Origin of the sequence: Cohnella xylanilytica, from assembly GCF_014212175.1 — a bacterium.
Lineage (GTDB): Bacteria > Bacillota > Bacilli > Paenibacillales > Paenibacillaceae > Cohnella > Cohnella xylanilytica.
In genome coordinates this window covers 1-24508 of sequence record NZ_JACJVR010000140.1, presented here as the reverse complement: position 1 = coordinate 24508, position 24508 = coordinate 1, and the positions used below count along the sequence as shown (strand labels likewise).

Genomic DNA, 24508 nt, shown 5'->3' with positions numbered 1-24508 from the left:
ATGACCTTGAAGCTTCGCGCCTTAACGGAAGAGCAGAAAAAGCAGTTCGATGCCGAGGGGTATCTGGTCGTCAAAGGGTTGTTCGCCGAGGAGGACCTGGCCGTCATCGACCGCACGTTCGAGGAGATCGGCAACCGGGTCGTTCCCGGCCACTTCGAGCCGGACCTGAGCGCGGACGGCGTCGATCCGCTCAAGCGGTACCCGCGCGTCATGCACCCGCATCGCTTCGACGAGACGGCCAAGAGGTACATGCTGCACCGGCCGGTCATGGACGTGCTCGCCGACCTGTACGGGGAGGAGGCGCTCGCCGCCCAGAGCATGTTCTATTACAAGCCGCCGGGATCGAGGGGCCAAGCGCTGCATCAGGACAACTTCTACCTGAAGGTGGAGCCCGGCAACTGCATCGCCGCCTGGACCGCGGTCGACCCCGCGGACGAGGAGAACGGAGGGCTGCTCGTCGTGCCGAGAACGAACGATTACGACATCGTCTGCCCGGACCTCGCCGACTCGAAGGAATCGTTCACGACCCACTACGTGAAGCCGCCGAAGGAGGAGAAGGCGATGCCGGTCGTCATGGACCGGGGCGACGTGCTCTTCTTCAACGGCAACCTCATTCACGGCTCGTACCGCAACAAGACGAAGGACCGCTTCCGCCGGGCGTTCATCTGCCATTACGCCAACGAGTCGGCGACGCGCATCAGCTCCTTCTATCGCCCGCTGTTCCGCGCGGACGGAACGGAGATCGACCTCGAGCTGAACGAAGACGGAGGGCCCTGCGGTGTCGAATTCGAGACGCTCTACCCTCACTGACGGGAGCGCGCCCGGGAGCGCGCCTCGCCTCGACGCATACATGTCTTGGTGGGGCATGACCGATCTCGATCTCGGAGAGGGCGAGCCGCTCTCTCCGGACGAGAAGGCGCGCCGCATCGCCGAGGCGGGGTTCGACGGCATCGACGGCTTCCTGCCCGCTCCGGAGGAGGCGGACGCCTGGCGCGAGCGGCTCGATCGCCACGGGCTGCTCTTCGGAGTTAACGCGTATCCGAAGTCCGCGGCGGAGCTGGAGACGTTCCTGCGGGCCGCGAAGGCGTTCGGCCGCGTCCGCTACGTGAACGCGCAGGTGCTGACGCCGTTCCTGACCGGCGAGCCGGCCGCGAAGCTGCTCGCGGACGTCGCCGGGCTGTCGCGGGAATACGGGATTCCCGTCCATGTCGAGACGCACCGCGGGACGATCACGCAGGATCTGGTTCGCACCGTCGAGTACGCGGAGCGCGTCCTAACGCTCGGGCTGACGATCGACTACTCGCATTATGTCGTCGCGGGCGAGCTGCATACGGTGAGCGAAGAAGCGGAGAACTGGCTGCAGAGGCTGCTGCCGCGAACGCGCGCCATTCACGGCCGCGTCTCGAACGGCGAGCAGGTGCAGGTCGGCCTCGGCGAGCGGGGCGAGCATCCGATGCTGGGGCCCTTCGAGCGGTGGTGGCGGGACGGCATGCGGCATTGGCGCGAATCCGCGGCGAAGAGCGATCGGCTGCCGTTCGTCTGCGAGCTCGGTCCGCCGCCCTACGCGATAACGGCGGAGGATCGCGACGGCAGGCGGCGCGAGCTGGACGACCGCTGGAAGCAGTCGCTTCTGCTGGCCGGCATCGCCCGCAGGCTGTGGCGGGAGAGCGCGGAGACAAGCCGATAACGGCGGCGACGACGGCATGTCCGTTACCTTAAAGTTCCAATCGAATTAACAATCCGCTAACGTACCGTGAATGCGCCGTTTACACAGGACGAGTACCATCTGAATCGAAGAGACAAGTTCGAATCAGAAGGAGAGATCCGGTCGATGAAGAAGGAGACGGGCAAAGGTCTCAAGGCGGCGGCGCTGTCCGTAACGGCGGTCGCGCTGATCGCCGGCGGTACGGTATCGCTGAACGGCGGCAAGTCGGAAGAGGCGGCAGCGGCAACGAGCAAGACGAAGAACGTCATTCTGTTCGTCGGCGACGGCATGGGACTGTCCCAACGCAGCGCGATTCGGCTCGCGACCGTCGGCGAGACGGGCAAGCTGGCCATGGACGACATGCCTTACGCCGGTCTGATCCATACGAGCTCCACGGTTCCCGTGACGGATTCCGCGGCTGCGGCTACGGCGTTCGCGAGCGGCGTGAAGACGTACAACGGCGCCATCGGGGTAGACAAGAACAAGAAGCCGGTCAAGACGGTGCTGGAATACGCGAAGCAAGCCGGCAAGGCGACCGGGATCGTCACGACGAGCCAAGTGACGGACGCGACGGGAGCCGCCTTCGCCGCTCACGTGGAGGATCGTTCCAAGCAGAGCGACATCGCGCTGCAATATTTGACGAAGGCCAAGGTCGACGTCATTCTCGGCGGCGGCGAAGACTTCTGGTATCCGGCGGGCCAAGTCGGCGGGTTCCCGGACGAGCCGGCCGAAGATCCTAGCGAGAAGAGCAAGGGCACGCAGGGCAATCTGGTCGCGAAGGCCAAGTCGCTCGGCTACACGTACGTTACGAACCAATCGGCCCTGCAGGCGGCCAAGGGCGGCAAGCTGCTCGGCCTGTTCGCCAACGAAGAGATGTTCCAACAGCGCGAAGAAGGCGACGGCGACATCTACAACCCGGTCGTCTCGCTGCCGAACATGACGAAGAAGGCTCTGGACGTGCTCTCCAAGAACAAGAAAGGCTTCTTCCTCGTCGTCGAAGAAGAAGGCACCGACGAATTCGCCCACGAGAACAACGCGAAGCTGACGATCAAGGCCGGCCAGGAGCTGGACAAGTCGGTTCAAGTCGCGAAGGACTTCGCGAAGAAGAATCCGGACACGCTGGTGCTCGTTCTGGCCGACCACGAGACGGGCGGCTTCTCGATCGAGTCCGTGGACGACAAGGACGAGTCCGGAGACGGCATCTCGAAGGAAGACGGCCCGTTCTCGATCCCGAACTCGACCGAGAAGTTCGTCATCGACTGGACGACGTCCGGCCACAAGGCGACGGACATTCCGCTTACGGCTGCCGGCAAGAACGCCGAGCTGTTCGCCGGAACGTACGAGAACACGGGCGTGTTCGCGAAGATGATGCAGGCGATGGGCCTGAAGGCAAAGTAAGAAGCAAGGCGATGCGAGGAAAAAAAGGAAGGCGGGGCGACGAGCCTCGCCTTTGTCGCGTCGCGGGGTCCCCGCAGGAAGCCGTCCTATGCAGACGCGCCCGGCCGCAGTATAATCGGAGGACGGCTACAAGCGCATAGACTGCAAGGAAGGGGACGGGAGATCATGGGCAATGCGAATTATTGTCTGTCCTGCGGAATGGAGCTCGAGACGAGGGAGATCGGCGGCACGCCGAGAAGGGCGTGCCCCGGCTGCAGCTTCGTTCATTGGGGCGATTACAGCATCGGAGTCGGCGCATTGGTGATGCGGGAAGGCAAGCTGCTGCTCGTCCGCCGGGCGCAAGAGCCGGGCAAGGGCTATTGGACGAATCCCGGCGGCTACGCCGAACAGCTGGAGCGGATCGACGAGACGGTCCGGCGCGAGGTGCTGGAGGAGACGGGTGTCGACGCCGTCGTGACGAGCCTGGCGGCGGTGCGCGACCAGCCGCGCGCGATCCACAATCTGTACGTCGCGTTCTCGATGGAATACGTAGGCGGCGAGCCGGTTCCGGACGGCGTCGAGGTCGACGCGGCCGGGTTCTTCGGTCTCGACGAGATGGAGACGATGACGGTCGCTCCCTTCACCCGCTGGCTCGTCGACGTGGCGATCCGCGGGAAGTCCGAGGGGCTGCTCCGCGACGCCGAGCCGATCGTGCCGCTGGAAGGATACGGGCTGTTCCGCCGATAGAACGGCCGAGCGAGGTTTACAGACCGGACGATTTGTACGATGATAGAGGATAATTGTTTTCCATAGAGAGAAGAAGAAGAGGAGCTGGAAGAGACCATGGCTTACAAAATCGTGTTTTTCGACATCGACGGAACGCTCGTGGACGAGGAGAAGCGCATTCCTCCGGACGCGATCGAGGCCATTCGCCGCCTGAAGGAGACCGGGGTGGAGCCGGTCATCGCGACGGGACGGGCGCCGTACTTCTTCAAGAAGCTGGCGGAGGAAGCCGGCATCGAGTCCTGGGTCAGCCTGAACGGCGGCTACGTCGTGTACAAAGGCAAGGAATTGCACCAGCGGACGATCCCGCTGGCCGATCTGGAGAAGCTGGTCGAGCTGAGCTCCCGGCAGGGGCACGCCCTCGTGTTCGAAGGGAAGAGCTCGTACTTCGCTAACCAAGAAGGGCATCCGTCCGTCTTCGAAGCGGTCGAGTCGCTGAAGGTCGAGCATCCGGGCTTCCAGGCCGACTTCTGGAAGACGGAAGGCATCTACCAGGTGTTCCTCCACTGCGAGAGCCACGAGGAGCATGAGTACCCGTCCGAGCTTCCGGGACTTCGGTTCGTGCGCTGGCACGCGAAGGCGATGGACGTGCTGCCGAGCACCGGCTCGAAGGCCGAAGGCATCCAGGCGCTGCTGGACGCGCTCGGCCTGAAGCCCGAGGAGGCGGTCGCCTTCGGCGACGGGCTGAACGACAAGGAGATGCTGGAACTGGTCGGCCTCGGCATCGCCATGGGCAACTCGCATCCGGAGCTGCTGCCGTACGCGGACTACGTCACGACGCGCGTCGAAGAGGGCGGCGTGAGGAACGGCCTCGTCTACGCGGGGCTGCTGTAATCCACGGGGACTTAGCCTCCACCTTCGCCAACGGGGAACCCCTTGGGCGGACGCGGCCAATCAGGGCCGGCAACGTCCGCCCGAGGGGTTCTTTCCTTTTCGGACCGGGGTGCGGACCGGCCCTGTTCAACCGCCTTTTCCATAAATCGTCCGCTTCTCTAAAAATCGTCCGTTTTGTACGAGAATCGTCTTGCTATATAGTGGGTGTAGGCTTGCGGATACGGGGGTTCGTCACAATGAAGAAGCCGAACGGGAACCGAAGGGCACGACCTTCCTTGTTCGTCAAACTGGTCATCTCCTACCTGATTATTCTGTTCATTCCTATCGTCATCGCCAGCTTCGCGTACCGCGAGGTCGTCCGGATCGTCGAGGAGGACGCGGAGCAGGCGAATATCAACACCCTTCTGCAAACCCGCGACATTATGGACATCCGATTGAAGGAGATCCAGTCGGTCGCCAAGCAGCTGGCCATTCATCCGGCGGTGAACAATCTGTTGAACCACCCTCCCTTCGGGCAAGGGGACAAGGACTTCTTCCAAGTATACGCGGCATACAACCAGCTGCCCAAGTTCACGCTGACCAACCGGTTCATCTCCGACTATTACGTCTACTTGCCGAAGAGCGGGATCGTGATCGCCTCGGAGGGCGTCTTCGCGAGCCCGGAAGACCTGCGGCGGTTCGCGTTCCCCGGATGGGACGAGTCTTCGTTCCGGGAGATGCTGGCGGGGAGCCCGGCGGCGCCGCCCTTCATCCCCATGTCCGGGCCATCGGGAACGGGCGCTTCCGACGGATTGCTGTTTTTGCAAACGCTTCCGATCGACGCGGTGCGGGCGGGGAGCGGCACGGTCGCGATCGGGATCGACGGCGGCCAGATCCGGGAGCTTCTGGGGAAGACCGAGATCGGAAGAGAAGGGATCGCTTATATTCTGGACGATCGGAACCGGCTCGTGACCTATATCGCCGGCGACCGGGCCGATCCGTCGCTGCTCGGGGAGTCGGGCCCCCGGGCCGAACCGGACCCGCGATCGGAAGCGGGCGGTTCCTACATCGTGTCGAGGGCTTACTCGGAAGACACGCATTGGACTTACGTGTCCGTCGTCCCGGCACGTTCGGTGTTGGGCAAAGTCTACTATATTAAGGAAATGACCCTCTCGATTTTCATCGGAATCGTATTGGCCGGCCTGCTGATCTCCCTGTTCCTGGCCCATCGGAACGCGAAGCCGCTGACCGCCTTGATGCAGAGATTCAAGAGCCTGTTCCACGCGGACTTCGCCCCGGAGGACGGCGCCGACGAATTCGATTCGTTGACCCGGACGATGATGAAGATCTCGAAGGACCGGGAGAAGCTGGTCCGGGAACGCGAGGATTACCGCCCCCTTATGGTCAGCATGCTGTTCCGCAGATTGCTGGAGGGCGAGATCGTCCAGGAGGAGGAGGCGCGCCGGGAGCTCGACCGTCTGGAAGTGCGAATGGAGCCCGGCGGAGCCTTGGCGATGCTGTTCTCGATCGAGCGCTATCACTATCTCGTGTACGAGGACGTGCTCCAGGAGATGGATGCCGTCCAGATGATCGTCAAGGAGATGTACCGACAAGGGGTGCCGGAAGCCAACCGGTATATTTACGACCTGGATCCGGGCCTCGTCGCGTTCGTCTTCGCGGGCGAACGGGTCCATGACGCGAGCTTCCGCCATGCTCTCCGCTCGACGGCGCAGGTGCTGAGCGATCATCACGGCGGGAAGTTCCGGTTGAACTTCTCTCTGGGCGGCAGCTATCCCGAGCTCGTCCGGCTTCACGAATCGTTCCGGGAAGCGAAGAGCGCGCTGGAATTCGGCGGCTACTCGGACAAGAGCTGGATCGAATACGCGGACCTGCCGGAGCAAGACGAAGAGTTCCTGTTCCCCGTCGAACTGGAGACGCGGCTGCTCCGAACGATCAAGGCCGGCGACATTCCGGCGGTCAAGGAGCTGACCGATCTGATTCGGCGCGAGAACTTCGCGAACCGGACCTTGACGGCTTCCAGACTGGAGCAGCTGATTCAGGTCGTCAAAGGGAGCTTAAGCCGGGGGCTCGGCGCGTATCCGAACGAGTCGATCGGGCGGACGCTGCGGGAAGTGAACGAGGCTCAGCAATTCGAAGAGATCGTCCACGGCATTCATGCCCTGTGCGCCGTCTTCTATCATCTGTCGCAGAAGAAGAAGTGCGAAGAGAGAAACGCCGCGAGCGCGAAGTTGAGAGCCTACCTGGAGGAACGCTACCCGTCCGCGGATTTGACGATCGGCCAGGCCGCCCGCGACTTCGGCATGTCGGAATCCTCGTTCTACCTGTTCTTCAAAGATCACATGGGGGCGACGTTCGCCAGCATGCTGGAGGAGATCCGGATCGCCCGCGCGATCGAGATTCTGAACGGCGACGGCGGCGATGCGGGCGAGATTACGGTCCGAGCGATCGCCGGCAGCGTCGGCTACGCCAACGAGCATACGTTCCGCAGAGCCTTCAAGCGGGTGACCGGACACGTTCCGACCAAGTTCAAGGCCGCGGATCGCGGCCCTGCCGAGTAGTGCCGCCCTATCCGTTCCGCCCGATCTGAGCCGCCCTGCTTACGTCGATCTGCCTGAGTCGATCACCCTATAAGTCGTCTGTCCGGCCGCGACGATTCCTCCAGAAGCGCGTTCTGGAGGAATCGTCGCTATCTTCCGGGCGCCGGATTGGTCTACTTTAAGGTTGTCGCGACGAGCGGCGAACAACGGAGTCCGCCATGGACGGATTCCGCAGGAGCGGAGGGAGAAGGCATTGTGCACTCGTTGAAGTGGAGGAGGACGAACGCGGCGAAGCATTGGCAGCTGTACGCGATGATCGCTTTGCCGGTTTTGTTCTTCGTGATTTTCAGCTATGTCCCGATGTACGGGGTGTTGTTGGCCTTCAAGGATTACCGGGTCGCGGACGGAATCTGGAACAGTCCCTGGGTCGGCCTCAAGTACTTCGAGCAGTTCTTCCAGTCCCCGTCCAGCTGGCGCATCATCGGGAATACGGTGGCGATCAGCGCGTATTCGATCGCGGCGGGGTTCCCGATCCCGATCCTGCTCGCCATCGCCCTGAACGAGGCGAGAAGCGCCTGGTTCAAGAAGACGGTTCAGATGGTCACGTACGCCCCCTACTTTATCTCGACCGTCATTCTGGTAGGCATGGCGCTTCAGTTCCTGGACCCGCGGATCGGCATCGTCAACCAGCTGCTCGGGCTGATCGGCCTGGAGCCGCGCAACTTCATGGGCGAGCCCGGATCGTTCAAGACGATCTACGTGCTGATCGGCATCTGGGCCGGATCCGGGTACGCGGCCATCATCTACCTGGCGGCGCTGGCGGGAGTGAGCAAGGATCTGCAGGAAGCGGCCATCATCGACGGGGCGAACAAAATAAGGCGCATCTGGCACGTGGATCTGCCCCATATCCGGCCGACCATCGTCATCCTCTTGATTCTGAACGTCGGCAACGTGATGTCGGTCGGCTTCGAGATGATCTATCTGATGCAGAACGCCTTGAACCTGTCGGCTTCCGAGGTCGTCTCGACCTACGTCTACAAGATGGGGCTCATCAACTCCAACTTCAGCTTCTCGACGGCGGTCAGCCTGTTCAATTCGGTCATCAACCTGGCGCTGCTGGCGGCGGCGAACTTCATCGCCCGAAGAACGGGGAACGGCGGCCTATGGTAGCCCGTTCGCCGTCCCGTCAGGAGCCTATCGAAAGGAGATAGAGACGTGCATCATCCCCACATTCGCCAGAGCGCGAGCGACCGCGCGGTTCACGGGATTATCCTGCTGTTCCTGACCGGCTGCCTCGTCGTCGTCGCTTATCCGCTGCTGTACGTGCTCAGTTCGTCGCTCAGCAGCCCGCGGGCGATCTCGGCGGGGAAGGTCTGGCTTCTGCCGGTGGAATGGACGCTGGACGGCTACGCGGCCGTGTTCAAGAACAGCCAGATCGTGACGGGCTTCACCAACTCCATTCTGTACATGGCCGGCGGAACCGCCCTGAACCTCGTCATGACGGTATTGGCCGCGTATCCGCTGACGCGCAGGCAATTCGCCCCGAGGAACAAGGTTATGCTGTTCTTCGTTATCACGATGTTTTTCTCCGGCGGCTTGATTCCTTATTACCTGCTCGTCAAGGAGCTCGGGATGATCGACACGAGATGGGCGATGATCGTCCCGACGGCGCTGTCCGCGTGGAATGTCATTCTTATGCGGACGTATATCGCGAATTCCATCCCGGAGGACCTGCACGAGGCGGCCTCCATGGACGGCTGCGGCGACTTCAAATATCTCACGAAGATCGTCCTGCCTCTGTCCAAGCCGATTCTGGCGGTTATCGGCCTCTATGTCGCCGTCGGGATCTGGAATTCGTACTTCAACGCGCTGATCTTCCTGAAGTCGGCCGATCTGCAGCCGCTTCAGCTCGTGCTGCGGAACATTCTCATCCTGAACATGATCGATCCGACCATGATCAAGGATTTCGACGCGCTTATGCGCAGGCAGGGGCTCACGGACGTCATCAAGTACGCGGTCATCATCGTCTCCAGCGCTCCCGTTCTCGTTCTGTACCCGTTCGTTCAGAAGTATTTCGTACGGGGCGTCATGATCGGGGCTATTAAAGGCTAATTCCAATCAGGAGGTTGTTCGACATGCCGAGAAAAAAAACGCTCTCGCTCGTTCTCGCCGCCGTCATGAGCTTCGTCCTCGTGCTGGCGGGCTGCAGCTCCGATAAAGCCGGCGACCCGGCTGCCCAAGCTTCGCCGGGTTCGTCCGGCTCGCCGCAGAAGGACCCGAATCTGAATCCCGTCGGCACGTACCCGATCGTCAAGGAGAAGGTGACGTTGAAGGTGCTGGCGCCGCAATTGCCCGACGTCATCGATTTCTCGACCAACGGAATGACCAAGTGGCTGGAGGAGAAGACCAACGTTCATCTCGAATGGCAGACGTACCAGGCGAACCAGCCCGAGCAGCTGAATATCATCCTGGCGAGCGGGGACTTCCCCGATCTGTTCATCGGGACGAGCCTGAGCGCCGTCAACGAACAGAAATACGGAGTCGAACAGCGACTGTTCCTGCCGCTGCAGGATTACATCGAGAACGACACCGTCTACCTGAAGAAGCTGCTCGGGGAGCGTCCCGATTTGAAGGGCTACTTGACGGCCACCGACGGGAACATCTACGGGCTGCCGACCGTTAACGAGTGCTATCACTGCATGTACGGGAACAAGTATTGGATCAACCAGTCGTGGCTGGACAAGCTCGGGTTGAAGACGCCGACGACGACGGACGAATTGTTCGACGTTCTGAAGGCCTTCAAGGAGAGAGACCCGAACGGGAACGGCAAGCCGGACGAAGTGCCGCTGGCGGGGGCCTCGTCCGGCGGATGGCACCATATCGTGGACAGCTTCCTGACGAACGCGTTCTTCCTGAGCAACGACGAAGACGTCCTGAACATGGTGTTGAAGGACGGGAAGATCCAGTCGAACGTCGTGACGCCCGAATACCGCGACAGCTTGATGTATCTCCACAAGCTGTACGAGAACGGTCTGCTCTACAACGCTTCGTTCACGCAGTCGGTCGATCAGCTGAAGCAGCTGGCCAACAGCGAAGAGGAGGTGCTCGGGGCGTTCCCGGCCGGAGCCATCGTCAACATTATCGACGGAGCGGGCAATCCCGAGCGGTACAAGCATTATACGGCTCTCGCGCCTCTGAAGGGCCCGGGCGGCGTTCAATATTCCACGTACTACAGCAATTTCCCGTATGCGGCGGGGAGCTTCATCATCTCGGCGAAAAGCAAGCATCCGGAAGTCGCCATCCGGGTGGCCGACTTGTTCTTCAACCCGGACAAGGAATACGGCGAGGGAACGTTGTGGCGCAAGGCGGAGCCCGGCGAAGTCGGCATCACGGGTCTCCCCGCGCGGACCAAACGGTTGAAGCCGTATTCGAACGAGCCGCAGAACGACACGTGGTCTTATATCGGCGAGCCGTTCCAGACGAGCGAAGCCAGGCTGAGCGACGCCGTCGATCCGAGCATCGACCCGTACAGCCCGGAAGGCCTGGAGAAGCTGCTGATGCGGGAGACCAAGGACAAATACGAGCCGTACGCGCCGAAGGACGTCTCGCTGATGCCGAGCCTCAAGCTGCTCAGCGAAGAGATGGACGTCTTGTCGACCCTGCGCGTGGAGCTGGAGAATTACGCGAAGGAGTCGAAGGTCAAGTTCATTATGGGCAACCTGAACTTCGAGTCCGATTGGGACGCATACGTGTCCGGCATGGACCGGATCGGGCTCGGGAAGGCGATCGGCATTTATCAGATCGCTTACGAGCGTCAATTCAAGTCGTAGCGAGAACAGCGGCCGAGGCGGTCCGGCGGAACGATGAAACGATGGAACGACGGAACGACGGAGCGATGGAATTCCCCCGCACGTCTGGGCAGGAGCTGAATATTCTGCTATCAATTCGCAACGCGTTTGGAGGGATTCCGTTGGTTCCGACATACCCGTACTACGGGGTGGAGACCGAGTGCAAGCCGAAGCCGATCACGTTCCCGCCCCAGCATCAGGACGTTCAGCCGGGGCTCGAATATCTCATGCACCCGCTGCCGATCTCCGACAATCCGAATTACAGGGGAAGCGGGAAGCTGGCCGGCAAAGTCGCGATCATCACCGGGGGCGACAGCGGCATCGGCCGCGCCGTCGCCATCGCGTTCGCCAAGGAAGGGGCGAGCGTGGCGATCGTCTACCTGTACGAGCGGGAAGACGCGCTCGCGACGAAGCGGATGGTCGAAGCCTACGGCGGACGCTGCCTGCTCATCGAAGGGGACCTGCGCCGCCCGGCCTTCTCGGCCGAAGCGGTCAGCCGGACGCTGGCGGAATACGGCTGCCTGGACGTGCTGGTGCTGAACCAGGCCGTCCAGTTCCCGCAGAAGAGCATCGAGCATATCTCCGACGAGCAGCTGGAGGATACGTTCCGGACGAACATTTTCCCCCACTTCTACATGACGAGGGCGGCTCTTCCGTACCTTCGCCCGGGCAGCTCGATCATCAGCACGTCTTCCGTCACCGCTTACGCCGGAGCGAAGCTGCTGGTCGACTATTCGTCGACGAAGGGGGCGATCGTCTCCTTCACCCGCTCGCTGTCGCTGCAGCTCGTCGACCGAGGCATCCGCGTCAACGCGGTGGCGCCCGGACCGATCTGGACTCCGTTGATCGTGTCCAGCTATTCGGCCCACTACGTCATGTCGTTCGGCCTCGAGACGCCGATGAAGCGGGCGGGCCAGCCGTTCGAGCTGGCGCCGACGTACGTCTACCTGGCGTCCGACGACTCCTCGTACGTGACCGGCCAGGTTCTGCACGTCAACGGCGGGATCATGACGGAGACGTGATGCTGTCCGGTTTAAGCTCTCATCCCGCCAAGGGCGGCTCCCAAGAGGAGCCGCCTCTTTGGCGTCTTGTGCGGGGTGCTGCCCCGCTTGCTTACCCGCCCAGGCTCCGGTCGCGGAACTGGCCGGGCGTCATGCCGACCTGCTTCCGGAACGAACGGATGAAGTTCTGCGAATTGTTGTAGCGCAGCCGGGAGGCGATATCCTTCACCGGCATGTCGGTGTCCGTCAGCCACTTCTTGGCCATGCTCAGCCGGTAGTCGGCCAGATATTCGCTGAACGAGACGTTCGTCTCCTTGCGGAACACGCTGCTTAAGTAGTTGGCGTTGTAGTTCAGCCGCGACGCGCATTCCTCCAGCGACAGGTCGGTGTCGTAGTAGCGCTGGATGAGGTCGATGATTTTCTCGGAGATGTTGTGGTATTGGGAATGCTGCCGATCGCGGAAAATCCGGATCATCGGATAAATCACGTTCGTCCAGAACCAGTCCTCGATCTCCGGTACCGTGTTCAGGTCGATCAGCTCCTCGAGCAGCGTTCCCTGCGCGTGGCGGATCTGGCTCAGGCCGATTCCCGACTCCTGCATGACGACGAGCAGGCTGTTGAGCAAGCGGGCGAGCGGTACCTGGTACTCCTGGGGCGACATCTCCGACTTGAACACGGGGCGGAGGAACGAGCCGAGCAGCTCCTTCGCCTTCTCCTTGTCCGCCAGCTTGATCGCGTCCAGCAGCTCGCTCTCGAGGTGAACGGGATAATTGATCTTGACGTAGTGCTTGCCCGAGTTGACGTTCTCGTACTGGATGACGATGCCTTCTCCCAGCTTCAGCCGGTGCTTGAGCGCGTCCAGCCCTTCGCGGTAAGCGATCGCGAGCTGCTTGACCGAGTCGAAGGGGAGACTGATGCCGATGCTGACGCTCAGGCCCAGGAAGCTCTCGATCTTCCGCTGGAGGTCTTCGGTCGCTTCGTAGAGGGCCGTGTTGAACTCGGCGACGTCCCCGGCGGAGCTTCCGTACAGCAGGACGACGGTCTGGTCGATCGTGACGGGAGACAGCCGGCGCTCGGCCGGGATCAGCTCCTCGATCATGTTGTGGACCGCGAACAGCAGCAGATCGATATCGTCCTTCTCGTAGCGGGTTCCTTCCAGGGAATCGATCTGCAGCGCGAACACCGCCATCCGGCTCCAGCCGCCGATCCGCGCGCGGTAGCCGAACCTCTCGAGCTGTCCGGCCAGCTCGCCGGACTTGACGCTCCCCTGGAAGGCGCGAACGAGCAGGAACGCCCCGGCCTGCTTCAGGTGCCGGTGAACCTCGCTCTCCAGCCGCGAGTTGGACTGGAACAGGTGATGGATCTTGTCCCCGATCACCTCGAATTCGTTCGATCGCTCCCGGCGCGCTCCCGGCAGCCTCTCGTCGATCATCCGCAGCAGCTTCTGGATCGGGGAGTACATCCGCCGGGAGCCGATCCAGGCGATGAGCAGCATGGCGACGAGCAGAACGAGGCAGACGATCAAGGTGTACAAGCCGATCTTGTTCGACTCCTTCGTCAGGCTCGCGATGGACGTGAACGACAGGTAGACCCACCCGTTGTAGGGGGAACGGTAATAGGAGACGGAATACGAGCGGGAGTCGACGCGCGATTCGAACTGGCCGCTCGTCTGCGACAGCCGGCCGGAATCGGCGAACCCCGCGGCGGCGGCGGGGCTGCCGATCAGAGAGTGGTCGGGATGCATCAGAATCCGGCCCCCCTCGTCCAGCACCATGAGCGCGTCGGCGGCATCGGAATCGGACTGCAGCAGCTCCTGCAGACTGCACGCGGGAATGTTGGCCAGCGCGAGGCCGTACGGGGCCAGCCCCCCGACCGGAAGCTTCTTCGCGAGGCTGATGCTGTAAGGGCAGGCGACGCTGTCCGCGCTCTCCTCGCTGTAGAACCAGCGCGACGGGTTCAGCGTCCAGGCCGCTTCGCTCGGCTCGTGGACGAGGGCCTTCAGTTCCTTCGCGTATTCGTATTCGCTTAACCGGTACAAGCCGGAATTTTTGACCATCCAATCCCGCTTCTCGTTCAGGAGAACGACGTCTTCCAGCTTCGTATCGAACGTCTGCATGTGGCGAAGCTCGTTGCGCAGGTTGTTATATAAGATGAAATCGCTTACAGTTAAAGGGCTGCTCATGGCGCTCTTCAGCACCGTCGAGTTGCTGACTTGATTCAACGTGTGATTGACAGTCTTCAAAATTTGCTCTACATTGGCATTAATTTGAATCAATAGTTGGGTTTTGCCTTGATTGACGTGAGCCTGAATCTCTCTCGAAGAGGTCAGGTACGAGAAGATTCCGATGAACAGCACCGGCAGCGTGCCGAGCAGGAAGCCGAAGATCGTCATCTTGGTCAGGAAGCTTAGGGATCGCATCGCGCCACACCTCGCCCGAAGATTCTTCCATTGTATGACAATCGCCCTCCCGCGACAATAATCATTAGACTCGCCGATAATCATCTCGACAGATTCGAAGGAGGAATGCCCGTGTATCGCGCCCGGACCGCCGATTTAACCCGCGTCTTCTCGCGTCTCGCCGCTTGGCTGGCCCTGCTGGCCGTCCTCTGCTCCTGCGCGAGCCGGGCGGCGACCGTCGGGGAACGGCCTCTCTCGGCCGCTCTTCCCGTCGTCACCGTCATGGTGCCGCTGCATTTCCCGAACCCGCCCGAGTCTTCGCTCTTGAGGAGCATCGAGGAGATGACCGGCACCCGTCTCGAGATCGAGTGGGTGAGGGACGAGATTTACGCGGACAAGGTGAGCACGGCGTTCACGACCAACTCGCTCAAGAAGGCGACGTTCGTCAAATACACGGATTACATCGTCATGAAGAACGCGATTCGCTCCGGCGCCTTCTGGGAGATCGGCCCTTATCTGGACGAGTTCCCGAACCTGCGGAACCTGGATGCCGATATTCTGAAGCAGACGACGGTCGACGGCAAGGTGTACGGCTTGTACACGGAGCGGCCTTCTTCCCGCCAGGGGGTCATTCTGCGGCAGGACTGGCTCGACAATCTGAACCTGGAGAAGCCGGGGACGATCGACGAGTTGTACGAGACGATGAGGCAGTTCGCGTACGGCGATCCGGACCGCAACGGCAAGAACGACACGATCGGGCTGACCGACCGGGACGACCTCGTGTTCGGGGCGTTCAAGACGCTCGGCTCCTACTTCGGCGTGCCCAACGGCTGGAGCGTCGAAGGCACGAAGCTCGTCCCGGAGTTCGAATCGCCTCGGTATATGGATACGTTGAATTTTATGAAAAAGTTGTACGACGAGCGAATCGTCAATTCGGACTTCGCGGTGACGAGCAAGGACGTGCAGAGGAACCTGCTTATCCAAGGGAAGGCCGGCGTCTACATCGGCAGCATGTCGGACGTGCAGCGGCTGGCCGGCGAGGCGAAGGCGGTCAACCCGAAGGCGGAGTTCACCCTCGTCAACCGGATCGCGGGGCCCGAAGGCTACCGGGTCTGGTCGATCCCGAACTTCAACGGCCTGTTCCTGTTCTCGAAGACGGCGATCAAGACGGAGGACGAGCTGAAGCAGGTGCTCCGCTTCTTCGACCGGACGATGGACGCGGACGTCGCCAACTTGATGAAGTACGGGGTCGAAGGGCGGCATTACGAGCTGCGGGACGGCAAGGTTTATCTGCCCGAGGAGACGTCGCAGATGCGGGTGAACGAGATCGCCTCGCTGTACACGCTTATGATCGCGGACCTCGGCAACCCGAACCTGCTGAAGGTGGCTCAGCAGGGAACGCTGCCGGAGCTGGCGGACCGGCTGATCGAGGACAACGAGAAGTTCGTCGTGCGCGACCCGACGATCGACCTGGAATCGCCGACTTACGATGAGAGAGGGACGGAGCTGTCCAAGATCGTCTCGGACGCTTCTTACAACTACATTATCGGTCAGATCGACGAGGAAGGCTTCCGGAAGGAGATCGACCGGTGGAAGAGAAGCGGAGGCAGCCAGATCATTCGCGAATACGAGCAGGCTTACTTCGGAACGGCGAAATAGCCGGGCACGGAAGGAAGGTAGGCAGGTAGGAAGGTAGGCAGGTAGGAAGGTAGGCAGGTAGGCAGGTAGGAAGGTTGGAAGGTTGGAAGGTTGGAAGGACGACGACGAGGGAGAGGTCGGGTGAATGCCCGGCCTCTTTTTGTCGCCTTTTTGTCGCCTTTTTGTCGCGTCGATAAGGGGGCGGATCGCGATAAAGGCCCCAAGAGAGGAACCGCATGTCGCACAAACCCGGGGCACCGCGAGAAGGAGAGGCGGAATGAGCGGTTAGCGAGGTGTCCCCGGCTCAGCTCATAATCATTTGCTCAGATAAGGCGGCGGGAGGCCCGATGTGTAGGAATGATTGTATCGGCACCCGTTCGCCGCAAGGTATCGTTTGACTTGCACCACCCAATCCAATCCGAACGGGTAGATGGAGGTCAAGCGGTATGCAAAGACAAAGCAAAGCATCCCTGCTGCTCAGCGTGGCCATCGTGGCCGGCTTGCTGGCCGGCTGCGCGGGCAAGGACGAAGGCAACGGCGGAGCGTCGCCGTCCGCAGGCAATGAATCGCCGAAGGCGGGCGGGTCGCCATCCGCGGAGGCATCCAAGCCGGCCGAGGAGCCGCCGAAGAACGCGGATCCCGTCAAGATCACGATCATGCTTCCGCTTAATATCGCGGAGACGCCGCCGGACACGATCAAGAACGAGGTCGAGAAGCTGACGAACACGAAGCTGACGTATCAGTTTTTCCCGGCCGACACGTATGAAGAGAAGCTGAACGCGGCGCTCGCGACCGGCGCTCTTCCGGAAGTGACGTATCTGAAGAACCAGTCGACCTTCATTCAGATGAAGGGAGCGATCCGCGACGGGCAGTTCTGGGAGATCGGGCCGTACCTGAGCGAATTCCCGAACCTGAGCAAGCTGAAGCCGCGCATCCTGGACAACACGAAGGTCGACGGCAAGCTGTATTCGCTCTACATCGGGCGGCCGCTGGCCCGCCAAGGGCTCATCTACCGGAAGGACTGGGCGGATAAGCTGAATCTGAAGGCGCCGGAGACCGTCGACGATCTGGTGGCGATGGCGAAGGCGTTCACCGAGAAGGACCCGGACGGGGACGGCAAGCCGAACACGATCGGGCTCGCGGACCGGAACGACCTCGTCTACGGCGCGTTCAAGACGATCGCCTCCTGGTTCGGAACGCCGAACAACTGGGGCGAGAAGGACGGACAGCTCCAGCCGGACTTCACGTTCCCGCAGTACGTCCAAGCGATGGATACGATGAAGCAGATCCGCGACGCCAAGGCGATGAACCAGGACTTCGCCGCGACGAGCAAGACGGACCAGGTCGCCCTGTTCACGAGCGGCAAGGCCGGTCTCTACATCGGCGCGATGTCGGATATCGATTCGCTCAACAAGGATCTGCTCAAGAACGTGCCGACGGCGGTCGTCGATACGCAAGCGCTCATCAAGGGGCCGGACGGCCAGCTGTCGACGTGGGCGATTCCGGGCTACAACAACGTCGTCCTGTTCCCCAAGTCCGCGATCAAGGACGAAGCCCGCCTGAAGGAGATTCTCGCCTTCTTCGACAAGATGATGACGCCGGAAGTCGCCAACATGATGTTCTGGGGCATCGAAGGCACCCACTACACGGTCGTCGACGGCAAGGCCAAGGTCTCGGACGACAAGGAGCGGACCGAGCGCGAGGTGAAGGGCTACAAGGACAGCGTCATCGGCGAGTCGGAGACGAACGGCATGTACGAAGGCTACTACACGCTCGAAGGGCGGATTCGCGCCGAACAGTTCGCGCTGGAGAACGAGAAGATCGCCATCCACGATCCGGCGGCCGCTCTCGATTCCCCGACGTACACCGAGAAGGGCCAGGAGCTGCAGAATCTCATTACGGACGCCACTTACCAGTACATCTACGGGAAAATCGACAAAGCCGGCTTCGACAAAGCGGTCGAGCAATGGCGGAGCCGCGGCGGCGACAAGATCGTCGAGGAGCTTAACGCGGCATACAAGAAGTAACGGCCGAAGGCCGGCGGGTCGCCCGCTAGCGGCGGCCTTGCCGGCTCACACCCGAGGCGCGGAAAGGAAGCGTAAGCGATGGAGGAAGCGATCGTACGGCCGGCGGCCGCGCTCAAGACCGGCAGCGAGCGGTCGAGACGGATTCGGCGCAATAAATGGCTGTATCTGATGATTGCGCCGGGTCTGATTTATTTTCTCGTGTTCAAGTACATTCCGATGTACGGGCTCATCATCTCGTTCCAGGATTACAAGCCGTTCCGCGGGATCACGGGCAGCGAATGGGTCGGCTTGGAGCACTTCCGGAGACTGTTCTCCGAGCCGGACTTCCTGAACATTCTGTCCAACACGCTGATCCTGTTCAGCTTGAACATCCTCATTTATTTCCCGATTCCGATCATTCTGGCGCTGATGCTGAACGAAGTGAGAATCTCATTTTTCAAGCGCTTTTTCCAAACGTTAATCTACTTGCCCCACTTCATGTCCTGGGTCATCATCGTCTCGATCGGCTACGTCATGCTGACGATGGACGGCGGCATCATTAACGAGCTGCTCTCCTGGATGGGGTTCGAGAAGATCAACTTCCTCCTCAGCTCCGCGTGGTTCCGGCCGACCTACATCATTCAGGTCATCTGGCGCGAGGCGGGGTGGGGAACGATCATCTACCTGGCGGCGATCGCGTCCGTCGACACGCAGCTGTACGAGGCGGCCCGGATGGACGGGGCGGGGCGGCTTCGCCAGATCTGGCACATCACGCTCCCGGCGATCCGCAGCGTCATCATCGTCCTGCTCATTCTGAAGATCGGGGACGTGCTGGAGCTCGGCTTCGAGCATGTGTACCTGCTGCTCAACTCGATGAACCGCGACGTCGCGGAGATTATCGACACGTACGTATACACGGCGGGGCTCCGCCAGATGAAGTTCAGCTACAGCGCGGCCATCGGCTTCTTCAAGTCGCTCGTCGGGCTCATCCTGGTCGTCATCGCCAACCGGCTGGCCAAGAAATTCGGAGAAGAAGGCGTCTATTAAGGCCGGAGAGGAGGAGTTCATATGGTAGAAGACCGCTCGCTGGGCGGCCGGTTGTTCGGCATCGTCAACTTCGCGCTGCTGACGATAGTCGCCTTGGTCACGATCCTGCCCTTTATCCACGTGCTGGCGGGATCGTTCACGACGAGCGCGGAGATGGCGGCGAAGAAGTTCGTGCTGTTCCCGACGGATTGGAGCTGGGACGCTTACCGGTTTATTTTCTCGACGAATACGATCTTCCGGGCGATGGCGGTGTCGGTGGGCGTCACGGTGTGCGGCACCCTGTTCAGCATGCTGATCACGTCGCTCATGGCGTACGGGCTGTCGCGCAAGGACCTGGACGGCCGCCGGACGCTCATGTTCCTTGTCGTATTCACGATGCTGTTCAACGGGGGGCTTATTCCGACGTTCCTCGTCGTGAGCGAGCTCGGCCTCATCGACACGTACGCGGCGCTCGTGCTGCCGCTGACGATCAACGCGTTCAACATGATCATCTTGAAGAACTTCTTCCAGAACATCCCCGAGGGACTGGAGGAATCGGCCAAGATCGACGGGTGCACCGACTTCGGCATTCTGTTCCGGATCGTGCTGCCGCTCTCGATGCCGGCCGTCGCGACGCTGTCCCTGTTCTACGCGGTCACGTACTGGAACACGTACCTGAACGCGATCATTTACCTCAACGACAGCAAGATGTGGCCGATCCAGGTGCTTCTGCGGCAGATCGTCGTTCTCGCGAGCGGGTTCGATCACAGCTCCGATCTCGACGGAGTCGTGCCTCCGCCGGATCAGGCGGTCAAGATGGCGGTCATCTTGGTAGCGACTCTGCCGATTCTGCTCGTGTATCCTTTCTTGCAGAAGCATTTCGCCAAGGGAGCATTGCTCGGATCGATCAAGGGGTAGTCGGGCAGCCGGGGGAGTCAAGATTAGTCTGGTGAAAAAAGAGAGATGGCGACAGAGGGAGTGTGGAGGATGAATGCTGCGATAGCGCAACGAGCCCCGATCGAGTGGGCGAAGGCCGCTTGCGAGGCGCTTATGGCGGCTTGCGAGCCGTCGGAGCTTCCGCCGGCCCGCCGCTGGCATTATCATCAGGGCGTGTTCCTGTGCGGGATGGAGCGGCTGGCGGAAGCGGCGGGGGATCGCCGGTACGACGAATACATTCAAGGGTACGTCGACGGGCTCGTGGACGAGCGGGGGAACCTTCTGTTCGCCCGGGACGAGCTCGACGCGATCCAGGCCGGGCTGCTGCTGTTCCGGCTGCATAAGCGGACCGGGGACGCCAGGTATCGTATCGCCGCCGATCGGCTGAAGGGATTGTACCGGACGCTGAACCGGACGTCGGAGGGCGGGTTCTGGCATAAGGACAAGTATCCGTACCAGATGTGGCTGGACGGCCTGTACATGGGCGGCGTTTTCGCGCTGAAGTATGCCGATGCCTACGGGAACGGGGGAGAGGACGGCGGCTTGCGGGAGATGGCGCTGCTTCAGGAGCGGCTCATGCGCAAGCATATGCGCGACGAGAGGAGCGGGCTGCTGTACCACGCTTGGGACGAGAGCCGGCGCATGCCTTGGGCCGACCCGGAGACCGGCTGCTCGCCGGAGTTCTGGGGCCGCTCGATCGGCTGGTACGCTTTGGCGCTGGCGCACTTCCTCGACTTGCTGCCGGACGGCGCGCCCGCGCGCCCGGAGCTGGAGGAGACGCAGCGGAGTCTTCTGCGGGCGCTCGTTCGCTTCCAGGACCCGGGCAGCGGCTTATGGTACCAGGTGGTGGACAAAGGGGATCGGCCCGACAACTGGCTGGAGACGTCTTGCTCGAGCCTGTTCGTCTACGCGCTGGCTCGCGGGGTGAAGCAGGGGATCGTCGGCTACGAATGCCTGACCGCCGCCCGCATCGGCTATCGCGGCCTGGTGACCGTCATTGCCCGGGCCTCGGCGGACGGCGAATTCTCCATGCCGAACATCTGCATCGGCACGTCCGCGGGGGACTACGAGAACTACGTCACTCGCCCGACGAGCCGCAACGATCTGCACGGCGTCGGCGCGTTCGTCATGGCGTGCGTCGAGATGAACGATCTGATCTCGGTATGAACACTCGATTAGAGACGAAGAAGAGGCCGCGGGAAGCCCGCAGCCTCTTCTTCGTCGTGATTATGCCGCCGCTCCGCCAGTAGCCGCATCGTCAACGCTCATCGTCTCGCCCGCTATCCAACCCGTCACCTCAACCGCAATCCAGTCGACTTGAGCCGCAACCCAGTCAGCTCAACCGCAACCTACTGTCCAATTCGTAGCCGCGATGATCCCACTGTCCAACTCGATATTCCTTGCTAACTAACTTTCCGTCCAACCAGCCGGTCCTCTCGCCGTCTCGGGTAACAGATAACACGTAAGTTAGAACGCGCGAATAGGGGACATCTGTCTGCGGAATCGGGAGTGTCGAGTGGTGTTGCTGCTGTAACCACCATTTTGGAAGTTACAGAGGCCGAGTCGCGTGGAGTTGCTGCTGCAACCACCATTTTGGAAGTTACAGAGGCCGAGTCGCGTGGAGTTGCTGCTGCAACCACCATTTTGGAGGTTACAGAGGCTGAGTCGCATGGAGTTGCTGCTGTAACCACCATTTTGGAGGTTACAGTGCCTAAATCGCATGGAGTTGCTTCTGTAACCGCTGCTGCCGCACAAGTCGCACGCACGGCCAAGGGCCGCGCGCCGCATACGGCGCATCTTCCGGACGCTACGCGCCGAAGCCGCCGGTGCGGTCCCGCTCGCGGGCGCCGGGGAGGCCCGTCGGCAGCCGGAGCTCCCGCACCCAGCCGTACACCCGGTAAGCGCCGTAGCTCTGGACCAGAAGGAGCGCCGGGATGAGGTCGAGGCGGTACCGCGGCTGGATCTCGATCAGCAGGTGAATCCCCGCATACAGCAGAAGCAGCAGCGTATAGAAAGCCGCTTCCCCGGATCGCCCCCGTCTCCACAGCGACACCATCGCCGCGCAGCCGAACGCGCAGAGCAGAACGTACATCGCCCGTTCGACGCGATTCAACGGCTTGTCCCAATCGTTCTCCCGCCCCGTCCCTTGCAGGCTCCAATAGGCGGAAGCGTCCGCGCCTCCCCACAGCTGCACGAGCTTCCGCCCCATGAGGGCTGCCGTCTCGGCCGGGTCGGACAACCGCTCCCGGATCTTGACCAGCTGGGCGCGGCTGCGTTCCTCCCCGGCCGGATAGCTGTTCGAGTACTTGGCGTCCTCCGCCGACCAGCGGCCGTCCGTGCTCGCGTTCAAGCCGACCATGAACTTCCAGTACTTGTCTCCGCCGAACAGGCTTCGATCGGTCACCCCTCCGACATTCAGAGAGGCGCTCGCCAAGGCGAGAACGAGATAATAGGCGGCGATCATCCCGGCGACACGGGCTCCGGCGGCCAGCGCATAGCGAGGGAAGAAAGGGCGTCTCTTCCATAGGCTAGCCAGGAAGAACAGGACGATCGCGGCCAGATAGACGATCGCGATCGGGCGCATCAGTTGGCCCAGCGCGAGCAGAACGCCGGCCGGCAGCCACGCGAGCTTCGAATGCCGCCCCCGGAGCAGCACGAGACACCCCGTCAGGAGCAGGAAGCCGGATATGTGCTGATTGGTAAGCACCGAGCCCATGATAATGTTCGGCGGATAGAGCAGATAGACAAGGGCGGCGATCCGGCCGCAGCTCTCGTTGTAGGCCCGGGAGCCGGCCAAGTACAAGATCGCCGCGGTCCCGACGCCGAACAGGACGTTCAGCAGCCGAAGCGCGAACAGCGAATCCCCGAACAACCGGATGACGAGAGCCTGGTACATCGTGAACCCGAATTGGTAGGGGAAGTTCGTATAGTACGGCTTCTGCGAGAAGGCGAAGTCTCCGGCCGCCGCGGCGCGGGCCGCCTCGTACATGACCTGGAAGTCCGAGGCCGGCGGCGTCGGGTTCCATAGGATCCAAGCCAGCCGGATCAGGAAGCCCAGCCCTAACGCGACGGCGAGAAAAACGCGCCCGCTCAGCCTCCCGGCAAGAGACAGCCGGAAGGCTCCTATCGCGAGGCCGAAGGCGACGGCCAGCGAGAGAACCGTCGCCCAGACCGAACCGATCCGGTCCGCCGCCGTCAAGACCGACGCGATCAGCGCGACCAGGAAAAACAGCCCGCCGCCCAAAGCGATCGTCCGATTCGCGAGCTTCATCCGTCCGCCTCCCCTTTGAGCTTGTCCAGCCGCGCCCGCAGACGGCGGCCGCGCCACTTGAGCGAGAGGATGAGAACGAGCGCGGCCGCCACCCCGAGCGAGAGGTACTTCAGCGACTGCTCGAGCCAGCGGAACGCAAGCTGCCATTGTTCCCCGAACAGGTACCCGACTCCGACGAACGCGAGCACCCATAGCGCGGAACCCGCGTACCCGTACAAGGCGAAGTCGCGGTACGGTACGCGGACGATGCCCGCGAAGTAGCCGATAAATTGCCGAACCCCCGGAATGAAGCAGCTGAACAGGAGCAGCCGGTTGCCGTATTTATCGTAGAACCTTCTCGTTTTGGTCAAATACTCGGGCTTCAGGAGCAGCCACTTCCCGTACCTCTCGATCAGGGGCATTCCCAGCTTGTAGCCGATCCAATAGGTGACCGTCATTCCGATCGCCGCTCCCGCGAACGCCGCGGCCAGGGCCGACGGAAGGGAGAGAATCCCTTTGAACGATAGATAACCCGTATACGTAAGAGTCGTATTGCCCGGCGGGATCGGCAGCGCGATCGCGTCGAGCGGGAGGCCGATCAGCAAGACGAGGTAGCCGTAGTGCGCGAACAGGCTCTCGATCAGCTCCAGCAGTTTCAAATGGCTCCGCTCCCTTTTCTCTATTTTTCCGATAGCGGAATCGTATTCACACGACCAGAATAACCCGGACTTCTTAATAGACGGTTTAGGAGAAACATAAGATCAACTTAAGACGACGTACAGGCTATCTATTTTAACAAAATAGAGGGAGTCCCTCCACCATCTGAGAGAAGCGGCCCTGAGTCCGGGGAGGCAATCGTAGAAAAAAACTTGGGATGACCATTTGACTAACGGAACTTGTCCCGGAATCGTTGGATTCGGATGCCAAAATCGACGTTACTATCGGATCCTATCCCACGGGTTCATCGGTATAAGCTCTTACGGTTTCAGGAGTCGCTATTTAGCGTCAAAAGCCCATTTTGAAAATCTAACGGACTCAGGCGTTCTTATTTCGGCCAATCGTGGGGACATGCGGGCATCCGGAACGAAATCACGTCTGTACGATCCGTTAGAATTCAAATTCGCCCATTTCCAACGAATTAGCGTCTCCTGGGTCCGTCCCTCGTATTT

The 24508-nt window shown here is 61.4% G+C and carries 18 protein-coding genes; 15 read left to right on the top strand and 3 right to left on the bottom strand.

What is annotated here, in order from left to right; translation table 11 throughout:
• The 10 genes from H7B90_RS30740 to H7B90_RS30695 all read left to right on the top strand — a co-directional run bounded on the left by H7B90_RS30740 (position 1) and on the right by H7B90_RS30695 (position 12106).
• Positions 1-810 carry a phytanoyl-CoA dioxygenase family protein gene (locus H7B90_RS30740; RefSeq protein ID WP_185139728.1) on the top strand — a complete coding sequence of 270 codons (810 nt, stop codon included), beginning with the start codon at positions 1-3 and terminating at the stop codon, positions 808-810.
• Positions 779-1687, top strand: a complete 909-nt coding sequence (locus tag H7B90_RS30735; protein ID WP_311772844.1) for a sugar phosphate isomerase/epimerase family protein — start codon at positions 779-781, stop codon at positions 1685-1687. The genes H7B90_RS30740 and H7B90_RS30735 overlap by 32 nt, the downstream gene beginning before the upstream one ends.
• A 144-nt stretch (positions 1688-1831) precedes the next feature.
• Positions 1832-3103, top strand: coding sequence for an alkaline phosphatase (locus H7B90_RS30730; RefSeq protein ID WP_185139727.1), 1272 nt, complete (start codon positions 1832-1834; stop codon positions 3101-3103).
• A 165-nt stretch (positions 3104-3268) separates the two neighbouring features.
• Complete coding sequence (locus H7B90_RS30725) at positions 3269-3829, top strand: NUDIX hydrolase (RefSeq protein ID WP_185139726.1); 561 nt, start codon at positions 3269-3271, stop codon at positions 3827-3829.
• Between the two features lie 96 nt (positions 3830-3925).
• Entirely contained in the window at positions 3926-4699 is a 774-nt protein-coding gene (locus tag H7B90_RS30720; protein WP_185139725.1) for a Cof-type HAD-IIB family hydrolase, read from the top strand.
• Between the two features lie 275 nt (positions 4700-4974).
• Positions 4975-7257 carry a helix-turn-helix domain-containing protein gene (locus H7B90_RS30715; RefSeq protein WP_185139724.1) on the top strand — a complete coding sequence of 761 codons (2283 nt, stop codon included), beginning with the start codon at positions 4975-4977 and terminating at the stop codon, positions 7255-7257.
• 234 nt (positions 7258-7491) lie between these two features.
• Positions 7492-8406 (top strand): ABC transporter permease, encoded by a 915-nt coding sequence (locus H7B90_RS30710; RefSeq protein ID WP_311772843.1) that lies wholly within the window; start codon positions 7492-7494, stop codon positions 8404-8406.
• A 45-nt stretch (positions 8407-8451) separates the two neighbouring features.
• Positions 8452-9348, top strand: a complete 897-nt coding sequence (locus tag H7B90_RS30705; RefSeq protein WP_185139723.1) for a carbohydrate ABC transporter permease — start codon at positions 8452-8454, stop codon at positions 9346-9348.
• A gap of 23 nt (positions 9349-9371) precedes the next feature.
• A complete protein-coding gene (locus H7B90_RS30700; RefSeq protein ID WP_185139722.1) occupies positions 9372-11066 on the top strand; it encodes an extracellular solute-binding protein in 1695 nt (564 codons plus the stop codon).
• 140 nt (positions 11067-11206) lie between these two features.
• A complete protein-coding gene (locus H7B90_RS30695) occupies positions 11207-12106 on the top strand; it encodes an SDR family oxidoreductase (protein ID WP_185139721.1) in 900 nt (299 codons plus the stop codon).
• 91 nt (positions 12107-12197) lie between these two features.
• On the opposite strand, the gene H7B90_RS30690 is transcribed toward H7B90_RS30695, so the two are convergent.
• Positions 12198-14504 (bottom strand): helix-turn-helix domain-containing protein, encoded by a 2307-nt coding sequence (locus H7B90_RS30690; protein WP_185139720.1) that lies wholly within the window; start codon positions 14502-14504, stop codon positions 12198-12200.
• A 111-nt stretch (positions 14505-14615) separates the two neighbouring features.
• Between H7B90_RS30690 and H7B90_RS30685 the strand changes: the two genes are divergently transcribed.
• The 5 genes from H7B90_RS30685 to H7B90_RS30665 all read left to right on the top strand — a co-directional run bounded on the left by H7B90_RS30685 (position 14616) and on the right by H7B90_RS30665 (position 21256).
• Positions 14616-16142, top strand: a complete 1527-nt coding sequence (locus tag H7B90_RS30685) for an extracellular solute-binding protein (protein WP_311772842.1) — start codon at positions 14616-14618, stop codon at positions 16140-16142.
• Positions 16143-16567: 425 nt separating this feature from the next.
• Positions 16568-18148 (top strand): extracellular solute-binding protein, encoded by a 1581-nt coding sequence (locus tag H7B90_RS30680; protein WP_185139718.1) that lies wholly within the window; start codon positions 16568-16570, stop codon positions 18146-18148.
• A 78-nt stretch (positions 18149-18226) separates the two neighbouring features.
• Positions 18227-19174, top strand: a complete 948-nt coding sequence (locus H7B90_RS30675; RefSeq protein ID WP_185139717.1) for an ABC transporter permease — start codon at positions 18227-18229, stop codon at positions 19172-19174.
• Between the two features lie 21 nt (positions 19175-19195).
• Positions 19196-20071 (top strand): carbohydrate ABC transporter permease, encoded by an 876-nt coding sequence (locus tag H7B90_RS30670; RefSeq protein WP_185139716.1) that lies wholly within the window; start codon positions 19196-19198, stop codon positions 20069-20071.
• A gap of 69 nt (positions 20072-20140) precedes the next feature.
• Positions 20141-21256: a glycoside hydrolase family 88/105 protein gene (locus tag H7B90_RS30665; RefSeq protein WP_221482230.1), complete on the top strand. Its 1116-nt coding sequence runs from the start codon at positions 20141-20143 to the stop codon at positions 21254-21256.
• A 640-nt stretch (positions 21257-21896) separates the two neighbouring features.
• On the opposite strand, the gene H7B90_RS30660 is transcribed toward H7B90_RS30665, so the two are convergent.
• A complete protein-coding gene (locus H7B90_RS30660; protein WP_185139715.1) occupies positions 21897-23360 on the bottom strand; it encodes an ArnT family glycosyltransferase in 1464 nt (487 codons plus the stop codon).
• Positions 23357-23998 (bottom strand): DedA family protein, encoded by a 642-nt coding sequence (locus H7B90_RS30655; protein WP_185139714.1) that lies wholly within the window; start codon positions 23996-23998, stop codon positions 23357-23359. The genes H7B90_RS30660 and H7B90_RS30655 overlap by 4 nt, the downstream gene beginning before the upstream one ends.
• Between the last annotated feature and the right edge of the window lie 510 nt (positions 23999-24508).

Bases quoted from the DNA above. Each gene is read 5' to 3' on its own strand.
- H7B90_RS30725 (WP_185139726.1), top strand. From the start codon at position 3,269: ATGGGCAATGCGAATTATTGTCTGTCCTGCGGAATGGAGCTCGAGACG.
- H7B90_RS30730 (WP_185139727.1), top strand. From the start codon at position 1,832: ATGAAGAAGGAGACGGGCAAAGGTCTCAAGGCGGCGGCGCTGTCCGTA.
- H7B90_RS30680 (WP_185139718.1), top strand. From the start codon at position 16,568: ATGCAAAGACAAAGCAAAGCATCCCTGCTGCTCAGCGTGGCCATCGTG.
- H7B90_RS30740 (WP_185139728.1), top strand. From the start codon at position 1: ATGACCTTGAAGCTTCGCGCCTTAACGGAAGAGCAGAAAAAGCAGTTC.
- H7B90_RS30670 (WP_185139716.1), top strand. From the start codon at position 19,196: ATGGTAGAAGACCGCTCGCTGGGCGGCCGGTTGTTCGGCATCGTCAAC.
- H7B90_RS30675 (WP_185139717.1), top strand. From the start codon at position 18,227: ATGGAGGAAGCGATCGTACGGCCGGCGGCCGCGCTCAAGACCGGCAGC.
- H7B90_RS30720 (WP_185139725.1), top strand. From the start codon at position 3,926: ATGGCTTACAAAATCGTGTTTTTCGACATCGACGGAACGCTCGTGGAC.
- H7B90_RS30690 (WP_185139720.1), bottom strand. From the start codon at position 14,504: ATGCGATCCCTAAGCTTCCTGACCAAGATGACGATCTTCGGCTTCCTG.
- H7B90_RS30660 (WP_185139715.1), bottom strand. From the start codon at position 23,360: ATGAAGCTCGCGAATCGGACGATCGCTTTGGGCGGCGGGCTGTTTTTC.
- H7B90_RS30665 (WP_221482230.1), top strand. From the start codon at position 20,141: ATGAATGCTGCGATAGCGCAACGAGCCCCGATCGAGTGGGCGAAGGCC.
- H7B90_RS30700 (WP_185139722.1), top strand. From the start codon at position 9,372: ATGCCGAGAAAAAAAACGCTCTCGCTCGTTCTCGCCGCCGTCATGAGC.